Genomic DNA, 23620 nt, shown 5'->3' on the forward strand with positions numbered 1-23620 from the left:
CGTTCACTCCACCGGAGGACGGGTAAGAAGAAGCAGGCCGAAACTGGACATGCGCCCAGGGTAAGCGCGGGAGGGGGCTCAGTGCAAGGGTCGTCTAGCGGATCAGGGCGCGGAAGCACACGCTGCCCGTGGTGCCCGGGGTCAGCGTGCCGTGGTTCAGCGTGATCTGCTGGGCGCTCAGCGTGCCGGCATCGGCATCGGCGGCCGAGGTCAGGGTGGTGGTGGCCGCGTTCACGGTCAGCTGCAGGCCCAGGCCGGGGCCGTAGGCGTCGAGCACGGCCGTCGTGGCCGGATCCAGCGTGTCCTGTACGACAAAGTCCAGGGCGGTTCCGCCGGTGTTGCTGAAGCTCACGCAGTACTCCAGCGTCTCTCCCGGACGGGCGGTCGCCAGCGTGCCGGCAGCCGAGCCGGTCGTGACGTTGCGGACGCGCTTGGTCAGGGTCACGGCAGGCGGCAGCGCGACCACCTGCACGCTGTCCGAGTCCGCGTTGTTGCCGGTTGCAGACGTGCCCTCGCCGCCGCCGCTCACGCTGGCCACGTTGGCGAAGGTGCCGGCCGTAGCCGCCACGGCCGTCACGGTGATGTCCGGGTGGCTGGCACCCACAGCCAGGACGTCGCTGCGCGTGCAGGTGCGGGTGGCGAGCACGCACGTCCAGCCGCTGCCACTGATGGCCTGAACCGTCAGGCCCGCAGGCGGCGTGTCCGTGACCGTGACGGTGCCGAAGGTGGGGGCCGCGCCGCCGTTCGAGATGCGCAGCGTGAAAGTGCCCGCCACGCCCGGCGTGAACGTGCCGGTGTGGAACTTGTCCACCGTGAGATCCGGCGTGGCCACCCGGATGGTCGCCGGCTGGTCGCCCGCTGCCACGGGATCGCTGTCACTGGTGTCGCTCACGGTGGTGCCCAGGGTCTGCTGGCGGTAGGTCACGGTGCCGGAATTGCTGATCACCGTATCGCCGGTCGTGGCGGCGTTCACCGTGACCCGGAAGATCAGGTGGGTCTCGGCGTTGGGAGCCAGGGTGCCGCCGGTGGTGGCGGTCGCCCCGGTGCCCAGCCGTGCCACCACCCGGTTGGTCGCCGTGTCGTACTCCGCCGGATCGTCGCCGCCCGCATCGGTCTTGGGGCCAGCGTTGATCAGGGTGAACCGGATCGACCCGGGGACGAAGGTGGTGTTGGCGGGGATGGCGTCGGTCAGCACGGTGTTCACCGCGTTGTCGTTGCCCAGGTTCTTGACGGTCAGATCGTATTCCAGCACGTCGCCGGGCAGCAGCGCACCGCCGTTGACATCCATCACGGTCTTGGTCAGGGAATCCTTGATGTTCGGCACGAAGATCTCCGTGGCCAGCGTGATCACGCCCGGATTGATCACGTCACCGCTCGTGCCGATCACGCGCACCACCGCCGAGGTGCTGCCGTTCGGCAGCGGGGTGTTTGGTGTGAAGGTGTCGATGTCCATGCCCAGCGTGTTCGTGAAGTTGGGCGTGCGGCCCGCCGTGACGTTCGTGCCCGCGCCGGCCGTCCCCGTGGTCGTGGAGATCGACGAGTTGAACACGTCGTTCACGGGGTTCACGGTGTTCGACACGGTGTTGAGCGCCGCCGTGGTCGGCCCGAACCGCAGGCTGCCCTGGGGTGTCGCTGACGCCCCCTCCGCCTGCCCGGCGTCGCCGTCCCACGCCACCACACCGATCGTGCTCTTCACGGTACCGATGCTGGGCGTGAGGAAGCCACTGACCGTGATGTCCAGCGGCGTCGCCGGAGTGCTGGCCTGGAGAAAGCCGTCGAACACCGCGAGGTTCCTGGTGGGCAGCGCCGCGTTCCGGTACGCCACGACCAGTGACCACCCGGCCCAGTTCGCGGCCCCGAGCGTGCTGGCAATGTTCCCGACGGTGTAGACCCCACTGCCCCCCGCCTGCACGAGTGCGGTCACGTTCGCGAAGGACTGGTAGGTGTTCCCGCCGATGACGCTGGTGCTACCGGCGGTGAGCGTGCTCAGCCCGGAGGGCGTGGCGAAGGTGACGGTGGCGCGGTTCGTGGCGCTGGTGCTGATCCCGCTCCAGTACAGCCCGGCGAACAGGACGCTGCTCCCGCTGCCCAGGCTCAGGGTCGCGGAGCTGGAATTGGTCGTGGCCGCGTTGCTGTCGGAGTCCACCGGGATCATGTACACGCCGTTGTTGGTGGCCGTCTGGTTTCCGGCCGTGCGGGCGGAGTTGCACGTGCTGATCTGTGCGGACGTGGCCTGCGCCGTCGACAGCGAGCAGTGATAGTTGACGTTGCCGATCAGGACGATGTCGCCGTTGGTGGCCGTGTTCGTGTACCGCGCGCTGAAGTTCGTCTGTGCGCCGGCCCACGTCAGGCAGACGCTGACCAGCGCCACCAGCCTCAGCAGGAGCGGTCGGAACGTCTGTGGCAGAACAAGTGGTCGCATCCTGTTCCTGCATCTTAATCATGAGTCCACCGTGCCTTCAGCAGGTTTCTCATGTGATAGGGGGGGTGCGGTGGGGGGTGCGGATTCTGCACCGGATGGTGCGGTGGCGTCAGCGCACGCGGGCGCGGAAACACACGCTGCCGCCATTCGTGCTCGACAGGCTGCCCAGACTCAGGGTCACGGCCTGCCCCACCAGCGACGCAGCGTCGGTGTCGGCGGCCGAGGTCAGGGTGGTGGTGACCGCACCTATGGTGAGCCGGAGGCCGAGCCCGGTACCGTAGGCATCGAGCTCCGGATCCGTGTTGGCGGGCAGGGTGTCTCTCACGGTGACCGGGCTGACCGTCCTGCCGGTATTGCTGAAGCTGACACAGTACTCCAGTACGTCGCCGGGCCTCGCGCTGTTGCTGGTCGTGACGCTGCCGGATCGGGTCACGTTCTGTACGGTCTTGGTCACGACGACGTTGGGGGGTGGCGAGGTGACCACCGTCACGCTGTCGGTGTCCGTGTTGTTGCCGGCGGCACTGCTGCCCTCGCCACCGCCCGACACGGTGGCCGAGTTGGTATACGTGCCCCCGGGTGCCGAGGCCGCGAGGGCGATGTCCGGATAGGCGCTGCCCGGGGGCAGGATCGCCCCCGTGGTGCACGCCAGCGGCGACAGGGTGCACGTCCAGCCGGTGCCGCTGATGCTCTGGGCCGTCATGCCCGCGGGCAGGGTATCGGTCACGGTCACGGTACCGATCGTGGGGGCCGAGCCGCTGTTGGTCACCCGCAATGTGAAGGTGCCGGGCACGCCCGGGGCAAAGTTGCCGGTGTGGAACTTGTCCACCCTGAGATCCGGCGTGGCCACCCGGATGGTCGCCGGCTGGTCGCCCGCTGCCACGGGATCGCTGTCACTGGTGTCGCTCACGGTGGTGCCCAGGGTCTGCTGGCGGTAGGTCACGGTGCCCGTGTTGTTGATCGTGGTGTCGCCCGGGGTTCCAGAATTCACCGTGACCCGGAAGATCAGGTGGGTCTCTGTGCCGGGAGCCAGGGTGCCGCCGGTGGTGGCGGTCGCCCCGGTGCCCAGCCGTGCCACCACCCGGTTGGTCGCCGTGTCGTACTCCGCCTGGTCGTCGCCGCCCGCATCGGTCTTGAGGCCAGCGTTGATCAGGGTGGTGGTGATCGAGCCAGGGACAAACGTGGTGTTGGATGGAATCGGGTCGGTCAGCACCACATTCACGGCCCCGTCGTTGCCCTGATTCTTGACGGTCAGATCGTATTCCAGCACGTCGCCGGGCAGCAGCGCACCGCCGTTGACATCCGTCACGGTCTTGGTCAGCGAGTCCTTGATGTTCGGCACGAAGATCTCCGTGGCCAGCGTGATGATCCCCGGGAAGATCACGTCACCGCTCGTGCCGATCACGCGCACCACCGCCGAGGTGCTGCCGTTGGGCAGCGGGGTGTTCGGCGTGAAGGTATCGATGTCCACGCCCAGCGTGTTCGTATACGCCGGGGTGCGCCCGGTCGTGACGTTCGTGCCCGCGCCGGCCGTGCCCGTGGTCGTGGAGATCGACGAGTTGAACACGTCGTTGACCGGGTTCACGGTGTTCGACACGGTGCTCAGCGCCGCCGTGTTCGGCCCGAACCGCAGGCTGCCCGTGGGCGTCGCGCTGGCCCCTTCAGCCTGACCGGCGTCGCCGTCATACGCGACCACGCCGATCGTGCTGTTCACCGTGCCGAAACTGGGTGTGAGGAACCCGCTCACCGTGATGTCCACCGGCGTGGCCGCATTGTTCGCCTGCAGCAGTCCGTCGAACACCGCGAGGTTCCTGGTGGGCAGCGCCGTGTTGCGGTACGCCACGACCAGCGTCCACCCGCCCCAGTACGTCGCCCCCTGCGTGCTCGCGATGTTCCCCACCGTGTACATGCCGTTCCCGCCGGCCTGTACCAGGGAGGTCACGTTCACGAAGGACTGGTACGTGGAGCCGATCACGGCCGTGGTGGTCGCCGTGACGGTGGACGAGCCCGCCGGCGTGGCGAACACCGCCGATGCCCGGTTCGTGGCGCTTGAACTGATTCCCGCCCAGTACAGGCCTGCGAACAGCACGCTGCTGCCCGACTGCAGCGTCAGTGTGGCAGAACTGGAGTTGGTGGTCGCCGCGTTGCTGTCCGTGTCCACGGCCACCATGTACACGCCGTTGTTGGTGACCGACTGGTTGCCGGCCGTGCGCGCGGTGTTGCAGGCCGTGACCTGCGCGGCGGTCGCGGGCGGGTTCGCGGTCGAGCAGTGGTAGTTCACGTTCCCGATCAGGACGATGTCGCCGCTGGTCGCGGTGTTGGTGTAGCGGGCGCTGAACGCCACCTGCGCCGACGCCGGCATGGCCGCCAGGGCCAGTATCACCGCGGCAAGCACACACCGGATCAGCGTCCACATCCAGATCACGGCACGGGCGCGCACCATACCGAATTGTGAGTGCACGGCCAACATACTGTCTACCGTACGTGCAGGCCATGTCGGAAACATCACAATGACCACCCCATTCTCGGGAGGGCGGGGCGCGTGCCATGCCCTCCCGGGGCGCCACTCCCGGGCAGAGGCCAGCTCCGGGCGCTGGCGTGGTGTGTCCGGAATCCACCCGACCGGGGCCGCAGCGACCCGATCCCCGAACGACAGCAGGGGCCAGGAGTCGGGTCTCCCCGTATCTCCTGGCCCCTGGAGGCGTGCCTAGACTTCCAGGGCCTTCTTCGTGATGAAGGGCATCTGGTCGCGCAGTTCCTTGCCGACCGTCTCCAGCGTGTGCGTGCGCATCTTGCCGCGCTGCTCGTTCATGTACGGGAAGCCGGCCTCCGCGTCGTCGATGAAGCGCTTCGCGAACGCGCCGCTCTGGATGTCACCCAGCACGCGGCCCATCTCGGCCTTCGTCTCCGACGTGATGATGCGCGGCCCCGTCACGTAGTCGCCGAACTCGGCGGTGTTGCTGATCGAGTGGCGCATGCCCTCGAAGCCCTTCTCGTAGATCAGGTCGACGATCAGCTTCACCTCGTGCAGCGTCTCGAAGTACGCGATCTCCGGCTGGTACCCGGCCTCGACCAGCGTCTCGAAGCCCGCCTGGATCAGGTGCGTCACACCGCCGCACAGCACCGACTGCTCGCCGAACAGATCGGTCTCGGTCTCCTCCTTGAAGGTCGTCTCCAGCACGCCGGCCTTCGTGCAGCCGATGCCGCGCGCGTACGCCAGGGCGATCTCGCGCGCCTTCCCGGTCGCGTCCTGCTGCACGGCGAAGATACCGGGCATGCCCGCGCCGTCCGCGTACACGCGGCGCAGCATGTGACCGGGGCCCTTCGGCGCGACCAGGAACACGTCCACGCCCGCCGGCGGCTTGATCCGCCCGAAGTGAACGTTGAAGCCGTGCCCGAACGCCAGCGCCTTGCCGTCCGTCAGGTTCGGGGCGATGCTCTGCTCGTACGTCTTCGGCTGCTGCTCGTCCGGGATCAGGAGCATGACCACGTCCGCTTCCTTCACGGCGTCCTCGATGCTTGCCACGCGCAGCCCGGCCTGCTCGGCCTTGGCCTTGCTGGAAGAGCCGTCGCGCAGGCCCACGACCACGTTGAAGCCGCTGTCCCGCAGGTTCTGCGCGTGCGCGTGCGCCTGCGAGCCGTAGCCGATGATCGCGACCAGCTTGTTCTCGAGGATGTCGGTGTTGACGTCACGGTCGTAATACATTGTTGCTGCCATTCGTGGATTCTCCTACAGGTGGGGGTACGGGGGGATGTGTGGGCTAGGGGAGGGCGTGGGGAGTGAACTCACGACGGTCGAAGTACTCGACGTACAGTTCAGGCTTCTGGAACGTCATTTCGCAGTAGTAGTACTCGGAATCGCGGAGATATCCGTGGGCCTTCAGGTCGTTACCGTCGTAGGCGAATCCGGCCAGCACGCCGAACTCACCTGCCCAGTCCGTGCTCTGGACATGGGGTTCGACCTGGGCATCCGCTGCCTTGTGTAAGGCGAACGAGAGATTCTCCCAATTCTTGGCCTCTAGACGCACTCCCGTCAATCTGACGTTGCCTTCCAGAAACATTTCACTGATCCCGAGGAGCCAGCGTCTGTCCGTCTGATCCATAGTCGAGGCCAGCACGGGAACGTCGGGAGAGACATCAAGCTGAGTAAAAAAGGCGGGCTCCAGAACCCACATCAGGTAGTTTCCAGATCTAGATTTCTCGGCCACTCAGAACAGGTTCGGCACGTGCCGCGCCCGCTCTTCTCGTGCCTCGACCCCTTCCATCACGGGTTTCAGCGCCTCGGTCTCGCCCGCGTGGTAGACGTGGGTGGGGATGTCTGCGTTGCTGCCGCGCGTCAGGGCGATCCGGCCGGTGCGCATGGTCTCCAGGATGCCGAAGGGGCGCATCTGCTCGATGAACGCGGTGAGTTTGCCCTCGTCGCCGGTGACCTCGAAGGTCAGGGCGTGCCGGCCGACGTCGACGATGCGGCTGCGGAAGTCCTCGGCGATCTGGCGGACTTCCACGCGGCTGTCGGGCGTGATGGCGACCTTGACGAGCACGAGTTCCCGGTCGACGAACTTCTCGAGGCTGTGGTCGATGATCTTCACGACGTCGTGCAGCTTCTCGAGCTGTTTGATGGCCTGTTCGACGACGCCGCGGTCGCCGTGGACGACGATGGTCATGCGGGACACGCCGGGGTGCTCGGTGGTGCCGACCGACAGGCTCTTGATGTTGTACCCGCGCCGCCCGAACAGGGCCGTGATGCGGGTCAGGACGCGCGGTTCGTCGCGGACGAGCAGGGAGAGGAGTTGATCCTGAGCGGTCATGCGCGCTCCGTAGTCGTGCGGCCCGTTGCGTTCCCCCGTGCCCGGATGTCCATCCAGAGTCCGCCGGCTCCCATCAGATTCCTGTTCATGCTTTGTTGGCCTCCTCGGCGGCGTGTTCCATGGCGTCACTCAGGTCGGGGGTGCGTTTGGGCTCGGTCTCGATGAGTTCGGACAGTGCCGCGCCGGCGGGCACCATCGGGAAGACGCCGTGCTCGTGCGGCACGACGACCTCCAGCAGCGCGGATTTCGGGTCGGCCAGCCATGCGTCGATGGCGGCGGGCAGCTCCTCGGCGCTGGTCGCGCGGTAGCCGGGCACGTCGTAGGCATCGGCCAGTTTCACGAAGTCGGGGTTGCTGTCGCCCAGCCACACCTCCGAGTAGCGCTTCTCGTGGAACATCTCCTGCCACTGGCGCACCATGCCCAGGAAGGAGTTGTTGATGATGCAGATCTTGACGTTGCGGATGTCGTACATCTTCAGCGTGGCGAGTTCCTGCGCGGTCATCTGGAAGCCGCCGTCCCCGGCGATCACCACACTGCGCACGCCGGGTTCCGCCATGCCCGCGCCGATCGCGGCGGGGAAGCCGAAGCCCATGGTGCCCAGCCCGCCGGAGTTGATCCAGCGGCGGGGTTTCTCGAAGCGGGCGAGCTGCGCGGCGAGCATCTGGTGCTGTCCCACGTCGCTGCTCAGGATGTCGTCGGGTGTCAGGCGATCCACGACGGCCTTCACGGCGTAGCCCGCGCCCCACGTCTCGGGCGTGACCGTGCGGGACGTCCACTCGTCCAGCGTGGCCTTCCACTCGGGCGTCAGGATCTTCTGCGCGCCCTCGGTCAGCTGGGCGGCGGCCACCTTCGCGTCGCCGCGCACCGGCACATGCGTGCGGATGATCTTCCCGATCTCCGCGGCGTCCAGTTCCACGTGGATGATGCTGGCCTTCGGCGCGAAGCCGTTCACGCGGCCCGTCACCCGGTCGTCGAAACGCAGGCCGATGCCCAGCAGCACGTCCGCCTCGCTGATCGCCCGGTTCGCGGCCACGCTGCCGTGCATGCCGGGCATGCCCAGCCACAGCGGGTCGCTGGACGGGAAGGCCCCCAGGCCCATCAGGGTCGTGATCACGGGGATGTCCCACGCGCGGGCCAGCGCCGTGATCTCCGGGGCGGCGTCGAGCGCCCCACCGCCGACCATCATCACCGGCTGCTTCGCGCCCCGCAGGAGCTCGCGGGCCCGCTCGATCGATTCGGGGGTGGGTGCGGGAATCTCCGGGCGGGCGTGCGGCGTGGGGATCTCCCCGTGGAACGCCGCGAGCTGGATGTCCTTGGGAATGTCCACCAGCACCGGTCCCGGCCGCCCGCTACGCGCGATGCGGATCGCCTCCGCGACGATGCGCGGCAGATCCTCGACCTCGCGCACCACGTAGTTGTGCTTCGTGATGGGCAGCGTGATCCCGGTGATGTCCGCCTCCTGGAAGGCGTCCGTGCCCATCAGGTGCCGCGCCACGTTCCCCGTGATCGCCAGCAGCGGCACGCTGTCCAGCATGGCGTCCGCGAGGCCCGTCACGAGGTTCGTCGCGCCGGGCCCGCTCGTCGCCATGCACACGCCGAGCTCGCCCGTCGCCTTGGCCCAGCCCTCGGCGGCGTGCGCCGCGCCCTGCTCGTGGCGCGTGAGCACGTGCCGCACCTCCGGGTAGAACGTCAGCGCGTCGTACACCGGCATGATCGCCCCGCCGGGGTAGCCGAACACGGTCGTGATGCCGTGGTTCGCGAGCGTCGCCCACAGCGCCTTCGCGCCGGTCATGTCACCGCGATCCCGTTGCCCGTCTGCACCTTCTTTCGCCATGCTGCCCAGCCTCCCTATGAAAAACCCCCGCCTCTGTGGTGGGCGGGGGATGCGGCACGCGGTAACGCTCAGCCTCGAAGATCCCCGACGCCAAGAATTACCACCACGAGAGCCGCACTCATGCCGGTCAGCTTACGGCGCGCCGCATGAGGAAGGCAAGCCGGGTCTAGACGGGCGGGCGGAACGGGCTGGGGGACACTCAGGACGCTGCCGCAACGCACACGCGCCACCCCACTGGTGCCGCGCCCAGCGCCCGAGTCGGGATCGGCGCCACGCACCCGGCATCAACGGAAGACCCCCGCCACACGGACGGGGATCCTTCCTTCAGCTGGACTCAGCCGCGGAATTCACGGTCGGCGAAGTCCTCGCGGGGACGGGCCTGACCCTGGTTGCGGTCGGCGTACCGGCCCTGGCCGCCCCCACGGTTCCCGCCGCCCTGGCCGCCGTCACGGCTCCAGCGGCCCTGGCCGCCGCCGCTGTTGCCGCCGCCGGAGCGGCCACCACGGTAGCCACCCTCGTCGCGGTAGCCGCGGTTGCCGCCGCCCTGGTACGAGCCGCCCTGGCGTTCCCGGGTCGGGGCCTCGAACAGTTCCGGCAGTTCCTGCGCGACTTCGATCTGGATCTCGCCTTCCAGGGGGTTGGCGGCGATCAGCTTGGCGATGAACTCGCTGGGCACGTCGGCCACAGTGCCGCCGCGCCACTGGCGCACCTTGCCCAGGCGGCGCGTGTCGACATCACCCACGCGGGCCAGCAGGGCGACCGTGCGGGCCACGCCCAGGCGCTCGCCGTGCAGGATGACCGTGGTCAGGCCTTCCTCGCCGGACAGCAGGCTGGCCGCCTTCAGGGGCTCGGTCACGCCGCTGATCTTGGCCAGGGCGCGGGTCAGGGCCTCCAGGCCCAGTTCGCTGAACAGACGTTCGGCCTCGGACTGGAAGCCGGCGGCGGCGTCGCTGTCGACCTTACGGACGGCGTCGGCGCTGGCCTTGGCGCTGGCCTGGGCCACTTCCTTGGGCGTGGGCAGGCCGCGCTCGGCGAAGCGCACGCCCGTGATGCGTTCCAGGCCCGCCACGTCACGCTGCTCCCGGTCGGAGTACATGATCACGGCGGTGCCGGTGCGGCCCGCGCGGCCGGTGCGGCCCGAACGGTGCACGTAGCTCTCGGGATCCTGCGGCAGGTGGTACTGCACCACCAGATCGACCTCGGGGATGTCCAGGCCACGCGCGGCGACGTCGGTCGCCACGAGCACGCCCACACGGCCGCTGCGGAAGGCCCCCAGGGCACGCTCGCGCTGCGTCTGCGCCAGGTCGCCGTGCAGCGCCTCGGACTCCAGACCACGGTGAATCAGTTCGTTCGCCAGTTCGTCCGCCTCGCGCTTGGTGCGGGTGAAGACGATGGCCTTCTCCGGGTTGTACACGGTGAGCAGGTCGGCCAGCACGCGGGTGCGGCTGCGGCCCACCTTGATCTTCAGGTGCTCGACCGTCTGCGCGGCCTGGCTCTTGCCCTCGCCCACCACGTCCACCACGACGGGCTCGTTCATGTACTTCTTGCTCAGGCGGCGCACGTCACCGTTCAGCGTGGCGCTGAACAGCATGGTCTGGCGCTCGGCCGGCGTCTTTTCCAGGATGGTCTCGATGGCCTCGGCGAAGCCCACCGACAGCATCTCGTCGGCCTCGTCGAGCACCGCGAACTTCACGTCGCCGAGATCCAGGTTGCCGCGATCCAGATGATCGATCAGGCGACCCGGCGTACCCACGACGATGTCCACGCCACGGCGCAGGGCGTTCTCCTGCGGGCCGTAGGAAGCCCCGCCATACACGGTCACGGTGACCAGTTCGCCGCCGCTCTTGGAGAACTCGTCCGCGACCTGCTTGGCGAGTTCGCGGGTGGGGGCCACGATGATGGCGCGGGGCAGGCGGCCACGCTCGCGGCTGGGGGCCAGCGCCTGGATGATCGGCAGCGCGAAGGCCAGCGTCTTGCCGGTGCCGGTGCGGGCACGGCCGATCAGATCCTTGCCGGCCAGCGTCTGGGGCAGGCTCTCGACCTGAATGGAGGTGGCTTCCGTGATACCGCGCTCAGCGAGGCGCGCCGCAAGTTCGGGCGCGATCAGTTGATCAAAATTCATTTGTAGTCCTTTCGGGAAAGTCCCCTGTGAACTACAAACGCCTTATCGCGAAAGCTCGTCCTGAGTGTGGGGCACTCTCCGGCCGCCGGGTGACTCCCGGTCGGCGCACAAGGAAGAACCATACAGGAAAGCTGGAGCGAGTGCAAGGGGGGTGGGGAGGATTCTCGGCTTGCCAGGCTCGCCCACCTGCGTGAACCCCTCAGTCCGCTGCGCGGCCAGCTCCCCTGGGGGGGAGCCAACCATCACATCCTTGCCTCCCCTTGAGGGGAGGTGCCCCGGCGGGGCGGAGGGTTGACCCGCGGACCCCGCCTCCCTGATTCGTTTCCTTGTTGCCCATTCCCGCCATGTCCTGACGCCTAGCCCGATCCCGGCCCGTCCTGCTAGAATGGCCCGTTTCAGAGCGTAGGACGTATTGTGCCTTACGCCCCAGTCATAACCCGCCTGTGACGCTGCATGCTGTGCAGGACAGGAAAAAAGGAGCCCCCACCTTGCAGAGCAACCTGATCGTCCGCGGCGCGAAGGAACACAACCTCAAGGACATCACCGTGGAGCTTCCGCGCGACCAGTTCGTGGTGATCACGGGTGTGTCCGGCAGCGGTAAGAGCACCCTGGCCTTCGACACCATCTACGCCGAGGGCCAGCGCCGCTACGTCGAGTCCCTGTCCGCATACGCCCGCCAGTTCCTGGGCCTGATGGAGAAGCCGGACGTGGAGAGCATCACGGGCCTGTCGCCGGCCATCTCCATCGACCAGAAGACGACCAGCCACAACCCGCGCTCCACGGTCGGCACCGTCACCGAGATCCACGACTACCTGCGGCTGCTGTACGCCCGCGTGGGCACGCCGTACTGCCCCATCTGCGGGCGCAAGATCGAGAAGCAGAGCCCCAGCGAGATCACGGATCGCCTGCTCGCGGGCTTCCTCGACAAGCGCGCGATCCTGCTCGCGCCGGTCGTGCGGGGCCGCAAGGGCGAGTACCGCAAGCTGTTCGGCGACCTGCGCCGCGAGGGCTTCGCGCGGGTGCGCGTGGACGGCACGCTGTACGAGCTGGAGGAAGCTGAGAAGCTGAAGCTGGAGAAGTTCGAGAAGCACGATGTGGACGTGGTGATCGACCGCGTGACGCTGCGCGAGGCCGACCGCAGCCGCGTGGCGGAGAGCGTGGAACTCGGCCTGCGCCGCGGCGAGGGCCTGCTGCGCGTGCTGATGCCCGACGGCGGCGAGGACGGCGGCGCGCACGAGGAGCTGTACTCCGAGAAGTTCGCGTGCCCGGAACACGGCAGCGTGCTGGAGGAACTGGAGCCCCGCTCCTTCTCCTTCAACAACCCATACGGGGCGTGCCCCGACTGCGCTGGCCTGGGCAGCAAGCAGGAGTTCTCGCCGGAACTGGTGATCGACGAGCGCCTCAGCATCGCCGAGGGCGCGATCCTGCCGTGGAGCAAGAAGGGCACGGGCGGCGGCGTGTACTACTGGGACAAGCTCAAGGCCCTCTCCGAGCATCTGGAGTTCGATCTGAAGGCCCCGTGGCGCGAGCTGAGCGCGAAGGCCCAGAAGGCCGTGCTGTATGGGCCGGGACAGCCCTTCGAGGTCGTCTACCGCCGGGGCGGCAAGGAGACCATGCGCTTCACGACCGAGTTCGAGGGGGTCATCGCCAATCTGGAGCGCCGCTATGCGGACACCGAGTCGGAGTTCATGCGCGAGAAGCTGGAGGAGCTGATGGAGCTGCGGCCGTGCCCCACGTGCGGCGGCACGCGGTACAAGCCGGAGATCCTGGCGGTGCGGGTGGGCGGCCTGAACATCTCGCAGGCCAGCGCCATGAGCGTGCTCGACGCCGACGCGTACTTCCGGCAGTTGCAGGACGGGGCGCTCGACCACGCGACCATCGAGCCGTACCTCGGGGGGCACCTCGGCGGCGAGGCGAAGGCGCACGCGCCCCGCAAGTACGAGTACGTCCTGAACGACTTCGGCACGGCTGTGTCTGCGCCGATCCTCAAGGCGATCCGCACGCGGCTGAAGTTCCTGGTGGACGTGGGCCTCGACTACCTGAGCCTCGACCGCACCGCGAACACCCTGAGTGGGGGAGAGGCGCAGCGCATCCGGCTCGCCACACAGGTCGGCAGCGGGCTGACGGGCGTGCTGTACGTGCTCGACGAGCCCAGCATCGGCCTGCACCCCAAGGACAACCACCGCCTGATCGGCACGCTCAAGCACCTGCGCGACCTGGGCAACACGTTGATTGTCGTCGAGCACGACGAGGACACCATGATGGAGGCCGACTACCTCGTGGACATGGGCCCGGGGGCCGGCGTGCACGGCGGCGAGGTGGTCGCGGTGGGTACGCCCGAGCAGGTCAGGCGCGACAAGAACAGCCTGACCGGCCGCTACCTGCGCGGAGAGCTGAAGATCGAGGTGCCCGCCGAGCGCCGCCGGGGCAGCGGCAAGCGCCTGAAGGTCATCGGCGCGCGCGAGCACAACCTGCAGAACGTGGACATCGAGATCCCGCTCGGCACCATGACCGTCGTGACCGGCCCGTCCGGCAGCGGCAAGAGCACCCTGATCCACGACATCCTGCACGCCACCCTGGCGAAAGAGCTGAACGGCGCGAAGACCACGCCTGGGAAGTTCGACCGCATCGAGGGCATGGAGCACCTCGACAAGGTCATCGAGATCGACCAGAGTCCCATCGGACGCACGCCGCGCAGCAACCCCGCCACGTACACCGGCGTGTTCACCGAGATCCGCGACCTGTTCACCCGCACGCCGGAAGCGCGGCGGCGCGGGTACCTCGCGGGGCGCTTCTCGTTCAACGTGAAGGGCGGGCGCTGCGAGCACTGCAAGGGCGACGGCGTCATGAAGATCGAGATGAACTTCCTGCCGGACATCTACGTGCCGTGCGAGGTCTGCAAGGGAGCCCGCTACAACCGCGAGACGCTGGAGGTGAAGTACAACGGCAGGACGATTGCCGACGTGCTGGACATGACCGTCGAGGACGCGAACACCTTCTTCGAGGCGATCCCGCCCATCCAGCGCAAGATGCAGCTGCTGCTCGACGTGGGCCTGGGCTACATGCGCATCGGGCAGCCGAGCACCACGCTCTCGGGCGGCGAGGCGCAGCGCATCAAGCTCGCCACGGAACTGAGCAAGCGCGCGACCGGCAAGACCATCTACATCCTCGACGAGCCCACCACGGGCCTGCACTTCGAGGACGTCCGCAAGCTCATGGAGGTGCTGCAGCGCCTCGTGGACGGCGGCAACACCCTGGTCATCATCGAGCACAACCTCGACGTCATGAAGTGCGGCGACCACCTCATCGACCTGGGCCCGGAAGGCGGTGTGCGCGGCGGTACAGTCGTCGCCACCGGCACCCCCGAGGAGATGGCGGCCCACCCCACCAGCCACACCGGCGAGTACCTGCGGAAGGTGCCGGGCATCGTCCCGGCGGCCGCACAGCCGGAACGCGAACTGGTCGGCACTGCCCCGGTGCGGAAAGGACGTGCTAAGAAGGGAGCAGCATGACCGAGCGCCCGGAGCCGACCCCCACGTCACCGCCTGATCTCGCCGGGGTGACCGTGGAGCCTCAGGCCCCGGTGTCGCCCGTGCCCACGCGCCGCCGCCGGATCCGCACGCCGGCGGAACTGCGCCACCGGGGCCAGTTCCTGGCCTTCCTGCGGCTCTTCGGCGGCATCATGTCCGTGCTGGCACTGGCCTACTTCATGTGGACGCCGGGTGAATGGCCCACCCTGCTGCTGGTCTGGGTGCTGCTGACCCTGCTGGCCGACGAGTTCGGCGGGTGGTTCGGGTACATCGGGCTGGCGCTGGGGGGGCTGGGGTACTTCAGCCCGGAGCCGCCGCCCGCGCAGTGGCTGGTGATCCTGCCGCTGGTGGGCGGGGCACTGTTCTCAGTACTGCTCATCAAGCACTCCGGGGGGCCGTTGGTGCTGCCCTTCGCCGCCGTGCTGTACGCGGGCGTGCTGCTGGCCGTGGGCCGCTACGGCACGAAGATCGACCCGCAGCTGACGCTGCCCGCCAACGCCACCTTCCAGCGCACGGCCCTACTCGCCATGGGGCTGGGCCTCGGCTTCAGCTTCGTGCGGCAGCTGACCGGCATCATCTACCGGGCCGTGCTGCGCCGGCAGGCCCGCCAGGACACGGGCAACGTTCCCGCGTGACCGACACTGGCGGGACATCCTTCTCCGTGCTCTAACGTGCGGGCGGTAGACTCGGCACCACCATGACCAGACTCCAGGGAAGTAACTCCAATCGCACCGTCCTGGTGATCGGCACCCTGATCGCCGTGGCGCTGATCGCGCTGGCCCTCTTCGCGGTGCGTGGCAAACCCGCTCCTGGTGCGGGCCTGACCCCGAACTTCAATCTGGATGGCGTGGCCTTCGCCGGACAGGAGGGGGCGCCCGTGAGTGTGGTCGTCGTCGAGGACTTCAAGTGCCCGGTGTGCAAGTCCTTCGAGGACACCATCGCGCCGGAACTGAAAACCAGGTACATCGACACCGGCAAGGCGAAACTCTACTCGATGATCTGGCCGTTCCTGTCCAGCCCCTCGCGCGGGCTGCCGCAGGACGACTCGAAGTTCGCCTCGCAGGCGGCCCGCTGCGTGTACGACCAGCGCGGCAACGACGGCTTCAATGCCTACAAGACGATCCTGTTCCGGGGCCAGGGCGACGAGACCACCGTGTGGGCCACCAAGTCCCGCCTGAAGGAGCTGGCGGGGAACGTCGAGGGACTGGATCAGGCCGCCTTCGCCACGTGTCTGGACACCGACGCCACGGCTGCCCGCGTCGAGGCCGACAAGGCCCAGGTCGAGCGGGCCGGGGTGAACCACACCCCCACGGTGTTCGTGAACGGGCGCGAGGTCATGAACGCCTCCGGGCAGAGTTCCTACGCCCTCGCGGATGTCAGCGCGGCGATCGACGCTGCCAGCAACTGAGGCCGTGACCCGCGACAACCGCGTCTACGTGGCCTGGGTCATCGCCCTGGTCGCCACGCTGGGTAGCCTGTATTTCAGCGAGATCCGCGGCTTCCGGCCGTGCATCCTGTGCTGGTATCAGCGCGTGTGCATGTACCCGCTGGCGGTGCTGCTCGGCATCGCCGCCCTGCGCGGCGACCTGGGCATCCGCGTGTACGTCCTGCCGCTGGCCGTGATCGGCGGGCTGACGGCGCTGTATCAGAACCTGGAGACGTGGGGCGTGGTGCCGGTGTTGCGGGCGTGCACCACCGATCCCAGCTCGTCGTGCGGGACGCCGTGGCCGGTGTGGGGCGTGGGGTCGCCGCTCAACACGGTCATCACGATCCCCGTGCTGGCCATGATCGCCTTCGCGCTGATCATCGTGCTGCTGGGCTGGCGCAGAACGCGCACGCTGTAACGCTCACCACGGCAGCGCGAGCAGGGCGTCGGCCGTCTGCTCGACCGTCAGGTCACTGGTCTCCAGCACGTGCCAGCCGGCGGCCAGGAAGTCGGCCGGCTGGAGACCGGGGTGCAGCGCGTCGATCATGGGCACCAGCAGCGCCGTGTCGAAGGGCTTGCCCACCCGCGCCGCATTCCGTCCGTGCGTGACCGCCAGGGACGGTGCCAGCAGCACCGGTCGCACGTCCAGTCCGTCCCACGCCACCCGGAGCATCGCCAGGTCGGCGGGCCACAGCACGTCGTCCAGCGCGACCACAAAGCCGGCCTCGGCGTAGAGCCGCGCGTGGAAGCGGGCCGCCTCGCGGGCCAGACGGAACTGGTGGGTGGCCTCCGGGTCATCCGTCAGGCTGGGCGGCGCGAGGCCGGAGACCACCAGATCGCGCAGGTCGTCGATCGGCAGGTGCAGGCCGCGTGGGGTGCGGGCCAGCAGGGCGCGGGCCACGCTGCTCTTGCCCACGCCAGGGCTGCCGGACAGCACCCAGATGGGGCCGGTGTTCACACGAAGATCCCGTCCTGCTGGATGACCTCGCCGTCGGCACTCAGGCGGCCCCCGGCACGCAGATCGGTGATCAGATCCCAGTGGATGCCGCTGAGGTTCACGCCGCCGGTCTCGGGATACGAGCGGCCCAGGGCCAGGTGCACCGTGCCGCCGATCTTCTCGTCGAACAGGATGTTCCCGCTGGGGCGCTGGATGCCCGCATTGGTGCCGATGCCCAGTTCGCCCAGGCGGCGGGCACCGGGATCGGTCGCCAGCGCGGCGTGCAGCACGTCTTCTCCCTCGTCGGCGGTGGCCGAGATGACCACGCCGTCCCGGAATTCCAGGCGGGCCCCCCGCACCATCTGTCCGTGGTAGGGAGCCGGCACCGTGAAGGTGATCACGCCGTCGGCGCTGTCCTCCAGGGGGCCGGTGAAGACCTCGCCGCTGGGCATGTTGCGCCGGCCGTCGCTGTTGGCCCACGTGCGCCCGCCGACGCGCAGGGTCAGGTCGGTGCCCGGCGCCTCGATCCGGATGTGATCGGCGCGGGACAGACGCTCGATCAGGGTGGCCTGCGTGGCCCGCACCTTGCCCCACGCAGCCACCGGATCGGGCCGGTCGAGGAACATGGCCCGCATCACGAAGTCCTCGTATTCGGGCGCGGTCATGCCGGCCAGCTCGGCTCCGGCCGCCGTGGGGTACAGGGTCAGCGCCCACTTGCGCCGGGCCCGCAGGGTGGCCAGCGGGGCGCGGGCCGCCAGCAGCCGGGCGCGGCGGGCGGCGTCCGCCTGCACCGGCGCCTCGCCCCCCAGCACGCGCAGGCTGCCGTCCAGCGCACCGATGTCCTCGGCCTCAACCGGGTGGTAGGTGTCGAGCACCTCGTCCGACGCGAACCGGGCGAGGTCGTCCTGGAATTCGGAGTACTCCACGCGCGGCACCGGCCGCGCCCCGGCCTGCAGCATGGCCCGCGTGACCGCCCGCACCAGCGGCACGGTGTCGGCCGCACCGCTGACCAGCAGCCGCTCGCCGGGGGCCGCGCTCAGGCAGTACGCGCTGAGCAGCCGGGCGTGGGCATCGGGATCGTAGGGAAGCAGGGGGGTCATTCCCCGGAGGATACGTGTCCGGACACCTGGGATGCTGGGCCGGCCGGGGCGGCGTCCAGGCCGGGGCCACGGTACGCGGTGCTGGTCAGCCAGTACCGCTGCACCCAGCGTTTGCCCAGCGTGGCGATGGGCACGGCCAGGATCGCGCCCAGCGCGCCGCCCAGGCTCAGGCCGACCAGCAGCGCGACCAGGATCGCGGCGGGGCTCAGCGACAGCGTGCGGCCCATGATCAGCGGGCCGAGGACGTTGCCCTGCAACTGGTTGATGACGAAGAACACGGCGGCGACCAGCCCCACCGTGATCGTCCCCTGCGGCAGGGCCTGGAGCATGGCGATGACGGCGGCCACCACGATCCCCACATAGGGCACCACCGTCAGCAGCCCGCTCAGGAGGCCCAGCGCCAGGGCATTGGGCACCTTGAGCACCAGCAGACCCACGTACGCCAGCGCTGCGCCCGCCACCATCAGCAGCAGCTGGCCGCGCATGTACCCGCCGAAGCTCTCGCTGACGTCCTCCGACAGGCGGTACACGGTGGGCTGCCACGCCCGGGGGAACAGGCGCAGCACGCTCAGGCCCACCCGCCCATAGTCGAACATGAAGTACAGCGCCAGGGTCACGATGAATCCCACCTGTCCCAGCCAGCCGATGAGGTTCGACAGGGTGTTCAGCACGTCCGGGCCACTGCTCAGCACGCGGTCGAGGATCGGCCCGGCGTTCTGCGTCAGGTTGGCCGTCTGTTCGCCCAGGTACTTGTCCACGCTGGCCTTCAGGCCCTGGGCCCCGGGGATCGTGTCCAGACGGTCGAGCAGCCGGAACAGTACGTTCTCCAGGGTCTGCGCGATCTGCGGGATGCCGTTGATCAGGCCGGTGACCTGGGCACTGACGGCCGTGATCAGGAAGGTCAGCAGCGCCACGGTGACGATCAGGAGCAGCAGCACACCCACCGGTCGGCCCACGCGGCGGCGTTCCAGCCACACGAGCACCGGCTGTGCCAGGAACGCCAGGGCATACGCGCTGAGCACCATGACGATCACGCCCGCCAGCAGCCCCGAGCCCCAGACCAGGACGCGCCATGCCGCCCAGCCCAGCAGGAGGTAGGCCAGCAGACGCACCGGTGGGCGACTCCACATCAGCCGCAGGAGGTGACGGACATCGCGGGCGTCCCACCAGCTCGACGGGTCGCGGAGCGGCCGGGACGGCGCGTCAGGCGGAGCGGGCGGGGGGGTCACCCCTACATCCTGCCACCGATCTCCGCGAGACGACACGCCCCCGGCCGCCACCCTGGACGCCGGGGGCGAACCGGTCAGCTCACGCGGCAGCGGGCAGCCCGCTGGGCGGTTCGGCGCGGCTCCCGGCCTTCTGCCAGAAGTACACGGCGGCGATCAGGGCCAGCGCCCCCAGGTTGTACGCGATGTGCGTGGGAATGATCAGGATGAACGACGCGACGAGCAGCAGGATCATCTGCACGGGATTGGTGCGGCGGTGCAGGAAGCGCAGGGTGGCCGCGCTGAAGGCGACGAGCCCGATGAACGCGAAGACCACCATGAAGGCCGCGTCCCAGAACGGCACCCCGCCGAGTCTGCCGTCCTGAATCAGCAGCAGCTGTGGGTTGAAGAACATCATGTACGCCAGCAACGCGGTCCGCAGTTCGTACTGGAAGGCCTGGATGCCGGTCGCCACCGGATTGCCGCCGCTGATGGCCGCCGCCGCGAAGGCCGCGAGTGCCACGGGCGGCGTGCTGTCGGCCATGATCCCGAAGTAGAACACGAACATGTGCGCGGGCAGCAGCTCGGCCGGGTTGCCGGTGTCCAGCCCCGCGACCTTCACGATGATCGGCACGATCAGGGCGCTCATCAGGATGTAGTTGGCGGTGGTGGGCAGGCCCATGCCGAGCACCAGGGCGATCAGCTGTGCCATGAACAGCACGACCAGCATCTTCAGGAAGGGGTTCGAGAAGACGCTCGACACGTTCTCGACGATATCGGCCAGTCCGAAGCCCAGACCGGTGATGGTCACGATGCCCACGATGATGCCCGCTGCCGCCGTGGCGACCGCGATCCCGACCATGCTGCGGGCCGCGCCCTCGAAGGCCTGCACGATCTTCTTCAGGCCGTCCACAGCCCCCTGGCCGACGCTGCGCCCGTCCCGGCGGCCCAGGACGGCTTCCTGGATGACCATCATGACCAGCATCATGTACACGGTGTTCAGCGCGATGCGCTCCGGCGTGGCCTCGGGGTGCAGGGTCAGGGTGCCCAGCAGGTAGCCCAGCGGGATCAGGTAGTACCACCCCGACAGCAGCGTCTGGCGCACACGCGGCAGTTCGCTGCGGGGCAGTCCCCGCAGGCCCAGTTTCAGCGCCTCGATGTGGGTCACGACCAGCAGCGCGCCGTAGCACAGGAACGCGGGAATGGCCGCCGCGAGGATCAGGGCGCGGTAGTCGATGTTCAGGTTTTGGGCCATGATGAACGCCGCCGCGCCCATGACGGGCGGCATGAGCTGGCCGTTGCTGCTGCTCGCCACCTCGATCGCGCCGGCTTTCTCGGCGCTGTACCCCACCCGCTTCATGGTGCCGATGGTGATGTTCCCGCCCGTGACCACGTTGCTGATCGCCGAGCCGGAGATGATGCCGTTCAGGGCACTGGACAGCACGCTGGCCTTGGCGGGGCCGCCGCGGAACGCGCCGAGCAGCCCCTGCGCGACATTCATGAACCAGTCGCCGGCGCCGAGCTTGTCGAACACCGCGCCGAACAGCACGAACAGGAACACGATCTGCGCCGACACGCCCAGGCCGGTGCCGAAGATCCCCTCGGTGTTGGCGAACAGCTGCCCGACCACCTGCGGCCACGTCTGCCCGGCGTGCAGCTGGAGCTGCGGCCCCAGGTCGCCCCGGATCAGGCCACGCGGGCCGGTCAGGGCATACAGCATGAACACCATCGCCACGATCGGCATGGCGATCCCGATGGTGCGCCACGCCGTGAGCAGCAGCAGGATGATCATGGCGCTGCCCACCCACACGTCGGTGCTGGTGAGCACCCCGCCCTGGAGGTTGGCGATGTCCGGGTACTGCCGGATCAGGTAGACGGCCGTCAGGGTCGCGCCGAGGCCCAGGAGCCAGTCGAACCACGGCACCCGCGTCTGTGGGCGGCCCGGTGTCTTGCGGAAGGGGAAGACCAGATACGCCAGTGCGAAGGCGAAGCCCAGGTGGGTGGCCCGCAGGGTCACGGTGTCCACGTTCCCGACCTGCGCGGCGTAGATCTGGTACAGGCACCACGCCACGGCGAGCAGCGTGACCAGCAGCGCCTGCCACCCGCCCAGCTTGCGGCCGCCGGTCTCGGCGGCCTCCACCATCTCGATGGCGCGGCGTTCCCCCTCGGTCATGTCGTGTCCGGGGGGACTCAGGGTCGGGTCGGAACTGATGGGGCGTGTCGGATCACTCATGCCGTCCTCACTGTGGGGCAATGGCAACGGGGTCAGCCGGAACCGCGACTGACCCCCGAAAGGCGGGCGGCCCGTGGCCTTACTTGACGTTCAGGCCCTTTTCCCGGAAGTACTTCACCGCGCCAGCGTGCAGCGGCGCCGGCAGACCCTTGACGGCCTTGGCCAGCGTGAAGTTGTTCGCCAGGCTGGGGTGGATGGCCTTCAGCGCCGATTCGTTGTCGAACATGGCCTTCATGGCCTTGTACACGGTGTCCTCGCTGACGTTCGTGGTGGTCACCAGGGTCGCCTGCACCGCCACGCTGGGCACGGTCGCGCCCACACCCTTGTACTGCCCGCCGGGGATGTTGTACCGGACATAGAAGGGGTACTTCTTGATCAGGCTGGCGGCCTGGTTGCCCGCGACCGGCACGATGCTCACGGGCAGCGTCTGGGCGATCTGCCCGATCACGCTGGCCCCCAGGCCGCCGGTGAAGAACAGCGCGTCGGCCCGCTTGTCCTGCATGAGCGAGATGCCCTGGGCGGGCGACACGCGCAGGGCCTGCCCGAGGTCGTCGAAGCCCACGCCGTAGGCTTCCAGCACCTGCCGGGCGGTCTGCTCGGTGCCCGAGCCCAGGTCGCCGATGACCACGCGCTTGCCCTTCAGGTCGGCCACGGACGTGATCTTGCTGTCCTTCAGCGCCACCAGATGCAGCACCTCGGGGTACAGCATGGCCATCACGCGGAGCTTGGCGTTGGCCTTGCCCTCGAAGGCCTGGAGGCCCGAGCCCTTGTACGCGTAGTACGTGATGTCGTTCTGCACCAGCGCGGCGTCCAGCTCGCCGGTTCCCAGGGCGTTCACGTTGAAGACGCTGCCGCCGGTGCTGCGGGCGTTGGCGCGCACGCCACTGCCGCTGTCGTTGATCAGTTTGGCCATGCCGGTCGCCACCGGGAAGTACACGCCGGTCGTGCTGCCCGACCCGATGGTCAGGAAGGTGTTGCCCTGGGCGAGGGCCAGGGCGGCGGTCGCGAGGACGCTGAGGGCCAGGAGCTGCTTCGTGGTCTTCTTCATGAGAATCCTCCTGCGCACAGCACGTGGAACCGTGCTGGTTGGGGTCGTGGGGAATGAGGGGCATGTTAACACACGGACGAAATCGCCCGTTTCCGGGATCCGGCCATGCCCGTACCCTGGCGGCACCCACGCGATACAGTGACGCCATGACGGCCCCACGTCCCGACCGCGCCGCCAGCCCCGCCCTGAGCCACGCCGCGCCGATCATCGTGGCCGAGGGCGTACAGAAGCATTTCGGCACCTTCCATGCGTTGCGCGGCGTGAGCATGAGCGTGCGCCCCGGCGAGGTCGTGGTGGTGATCGGCCCGTCGGGCAGCGGCAAGAGCACCTTCATCCGCACCATCAATGCCCTCGACCCGCACGACGGCGGCAGCATCACCGTGGACGGCATTCCCCTCCAGGGCGCGAAGAACCTCGACGCGATCCGGCGCGAGGTCGGCATGGTCTTCCAGAGCTTCAACCTCTTCCCGCACCTGACCGTCCTGGAGAACATCACCCTGGCCCCCACCCGCGTCCGCAAGGCCAGCAGGGCCGAGGCCGAGGCGCGCGGCCTGGAACTGCTGCGCCGGGTCGGCATCGAGGAGCAGGCGCACAAGTACCCCGCCCAGCTCTCCGGCGGGCAGCAGCAGCGCGTGGCCATCGCCCGCGCCCTGGCGATGGACCCCAAGATCATGCTCTTCGACGAGCCCACCAGTGCCCTGGATCCCGAGATGATCAAGGAGGTGCTGGACGTCATGAAGGAACTCGCCCGCACCGGCATGACCATGATCGTCGTGACCCACGAGATGGGCTTTGCCCGCGAGGTCGCCGACCGCCTGCTGTTCTTCGACCAGGGCAACATCGTCGAGGACACCACGCCGGACGAGTTCTACGAACATCCGAAGCACGAGCGGGCCAAGCAATTTTTGAGCAAGATCCTGGGGCACTGAGGGGCGTGGGGCCGGGTCTGGCGGAGCCG

Annotated in this window: 17 protein-coding genes; 5 read left to right on the forward strand and 12 right to left on the reverse strand. The window is 68.6% G+C overall.

Annotation, left to right across the window (positions count from 1 at the left end):
• Window positions 1-94: 94 nt before the first annotated feature.
• The 7 genes from U2P90_RS07935 to U2P90_RS07965 all read right to left on the reverse strand — a co-directional run bounded on the left by U2P90_RS07935 (window position 95) and on the right by U2P90_RS07965 (window position 11183).
• Window positions 95-2422, reverse strand: a complete 2328-nt coding sequence (locus tag U2P90_RS07935) for a beta strand repeat-containing protein (RefSeq protein WP_322474493.1) — start codon at window positions 2420-2422, stop codon at window positions 95-97.
• Window positions 2423-2531: 109 nt separating this feature from the next.
• Entirely contained in the window at window positions 2532-4862 is a 2331-nt protein-coding gene (locus U2P90_RS07940) for a hypothetical protein (protein WP_322474494.1), read from the reverse strand.
• Window positions 4863-5126: 264 nt separating this feature from the next.
• Window positions 5127-6137: a ketol-acid reductoisomerase gene (gene ilvC / locus U2P90_RS07945; RefSeq protein WP_322474495.1), complete on the reverse strand. Its 1011-nt coding sequence runs from the start codon at window positions 6135-6137 to the stop codon at window positions 5127-5129.
• 43 nt (window positions 6138-6180) lie between these two features.
• Window positions 6181-6627 (reverse strand): hypothetical protein, encoded by a 447-nt coding sequence (locus tag U2P90_RS07950; RefSeq protein ID WP_322474496.1) that lies wholly within the window; start codon window positions 6625-6627, stop codon window positions 6181-6183.
• Window positions 6628-7227: an acetolactate synthase small subunit gene (gene ilvN / locus U2P90_RS07955; protein ID WP_322474497.1), complete on the reverse strand. Its 600-nt coding sequence runs from the start codon at window positions 7225-7227 to the stop codon at window positions 6628-6630. It abuts the gene before it with no gap.
• 85 nt (window positions 7228-7312) lie between these two features.
• Entirely contained in the window at window positions 7313-9019 is a 1707-nt protein-coding gene (gene ilvB / locus U2P90_RS07960; protein WP_322474498.1) for a biosynthetic-type acetolactate synthase large subunit, read from the reverse strand.
• A 376-nt stretch (window positions 9020-9395) separates the two neighbouring features.
• Window positions 9396-11183, reverse strand: coding sequence for a DEAD/DEAH box helicase (locus U2P90_RS07965; RefSeq protein ID WP_295820738.1), 1788 nt, complete (start codon window positions 11181-11183; stop codon window positions 9396-9398).
• Between the two features lie 488 nt (window positions 11184-11671).
• Between U2P90_RS07965 and uvrA the strand changes: the two genes are divergently transcribed.
• From uvrA to U2P90_RS07985, 4 genes are all read left to right on the forward strand, one after another.
• The gene (gene uvrA, locus U2P90_RS07970; RefSeq protein WP_322474677.1) at window positions 11672-14695 is read left to right on the forward strand and encodes an excinuclease ABC subunit UvrA; all 3024 of its coding nucleotides are present in this window, start codon (window positions 11672-11674) and stop codon (window positions 14693-14695) included.
• On the forward strand, window positions 14692-15348 hold the full coding sequence (locus U2P90_RS07975; protein WP_322474499.1) for a hypothetical protein: 657 nt from the start codon (window positions 14692-14694) through the stop codon (window positions 15346-15348). Before uvrA ends, U2P90_RS07975 begins: the two co-directional genes overlap by 4 nt.
• Before the next feature lie 62 nt (window positions 15349-15410).
• On the forward strand, window positions 15411-16121 hold the full coding sequence (locus U2P90_RS07980; protein WP_322474500.1) for a DsbA family protein: 711 nt from the start codon (window positions 15411-15413) through the stop codon (window positions 16119-16121).
• A 4-nt stretch (window positions 16122-16125) separates the two neighbouring features.
• The gene (locus tag U2P90_RS07985; protein WP_322474501.1) at window positions 16126-16557 is read left to right on the forward strand and encodes a disulfide bond formation protein B; all 432 of its coding nucleotides are present in this window, start codon (window positions 16126-16128) and stop codon (window positions 16555-16557) included.
• A gap of 3 nt (window positions 16558-16560) precedes the next feature.
• Here the strand turns inward: U2P90_RS07985 and U2P90_RS07990 are convergent, their stop codons facing one another.
• The 5 genes from U2P90_RS07990 to U2P90_RS08010 form a co-directional block, all read right to left on the reverse strand.
• Window positions 16561-17097, reverse strand: coding sequence for an AAA family ATPase (locus U2P90_RS07990; protein WP_322474502.1), 537 nt, complete (start codon window positions 17095-17097; stop codon window positions 16561-16563).
• The gene (locus U2P90_RS07995; protein WP_322474503.1) at window positions 17094-18176 is read right to left on the reverse strand and encodes an aminopeptidase; all 1083 of its coding nucleotides are present in this window, start codon (window positions 18174-18176) and stop codon (window positions 17094-17096) included. Before U2P90_RS07995 ends, U2P90_RS07990 begins: the two co-directional genes overlap by 4 nt.
• Window positions 18173-19405: an AI-2E family transporter gene (locus U2P90_RS08000; RefSeq protein ID WP_322474504.1), complete on the reverse strand. Its 1233-nt coding sequence runs from the start codon at window positions 19403-19405 to the stop codon at window positions 18173-18175. The genes U2P90_RS07995 and U2P90_RS08000 overlap by 4 nt, the downstream gene beginning before the upstream one ends.
• Before the next feature lie 79 nt (window positions 19406-19484).
• Window positions 19485-21614 (reverse strand): TRAP transporter permease, encoded by a 2130-nt coding sequence (locus U2P90_RS08005; RefSeq protein ID WP_322474505.1) that lies wholly within the window; start codon window positions 21612-21614, stop codon window positions 19485-19487.
• 79 nt (window positions 21615-21693) lie between these two features.
• The gene (locus tag U2P90_RS08010) at window positions 21694-22662 is read right to left on the reverse strand and encodes a TAXI family TRAP transporter solute-binding subunit (protein ID WP_322474506.1); all 969 of its coding nucleotides are present in this window, start codon (window positions 22660-22662) and stop codon (window positions 21694-21696) included.
• Between the two features lie 146 nt (window positions 22663-22808).
• Here U2P90_RS08010 and U2P90_RS08015 point away from each other — a divergent pair, with 146 nt between their 5' ends.
• On the forward strand, window positions 22809-23591 hold the full coding sequence (locus tag U2P90_RS08015; RefSeq protein ID WP_295822028.1) for an amino acid ABC transporter ATP-binding protein: 783 nt from the start codon (window positions 22809-22811) through the stop codon (window positions 23589-23591).
• Window positions 23592-23620: the final 29 nt, after the last annotated feature.

Origin of the sequence: Deinococcus sp. AB2017081, assembly GCF_034440735.1 — a bacterium.
Taxonomy (GTDB): domain Bacteria; phylum Deinococcota; class Deinococci; order Deinococcales; family Deinococcaceae; genus Deinococcus; species Deinococcus rufus.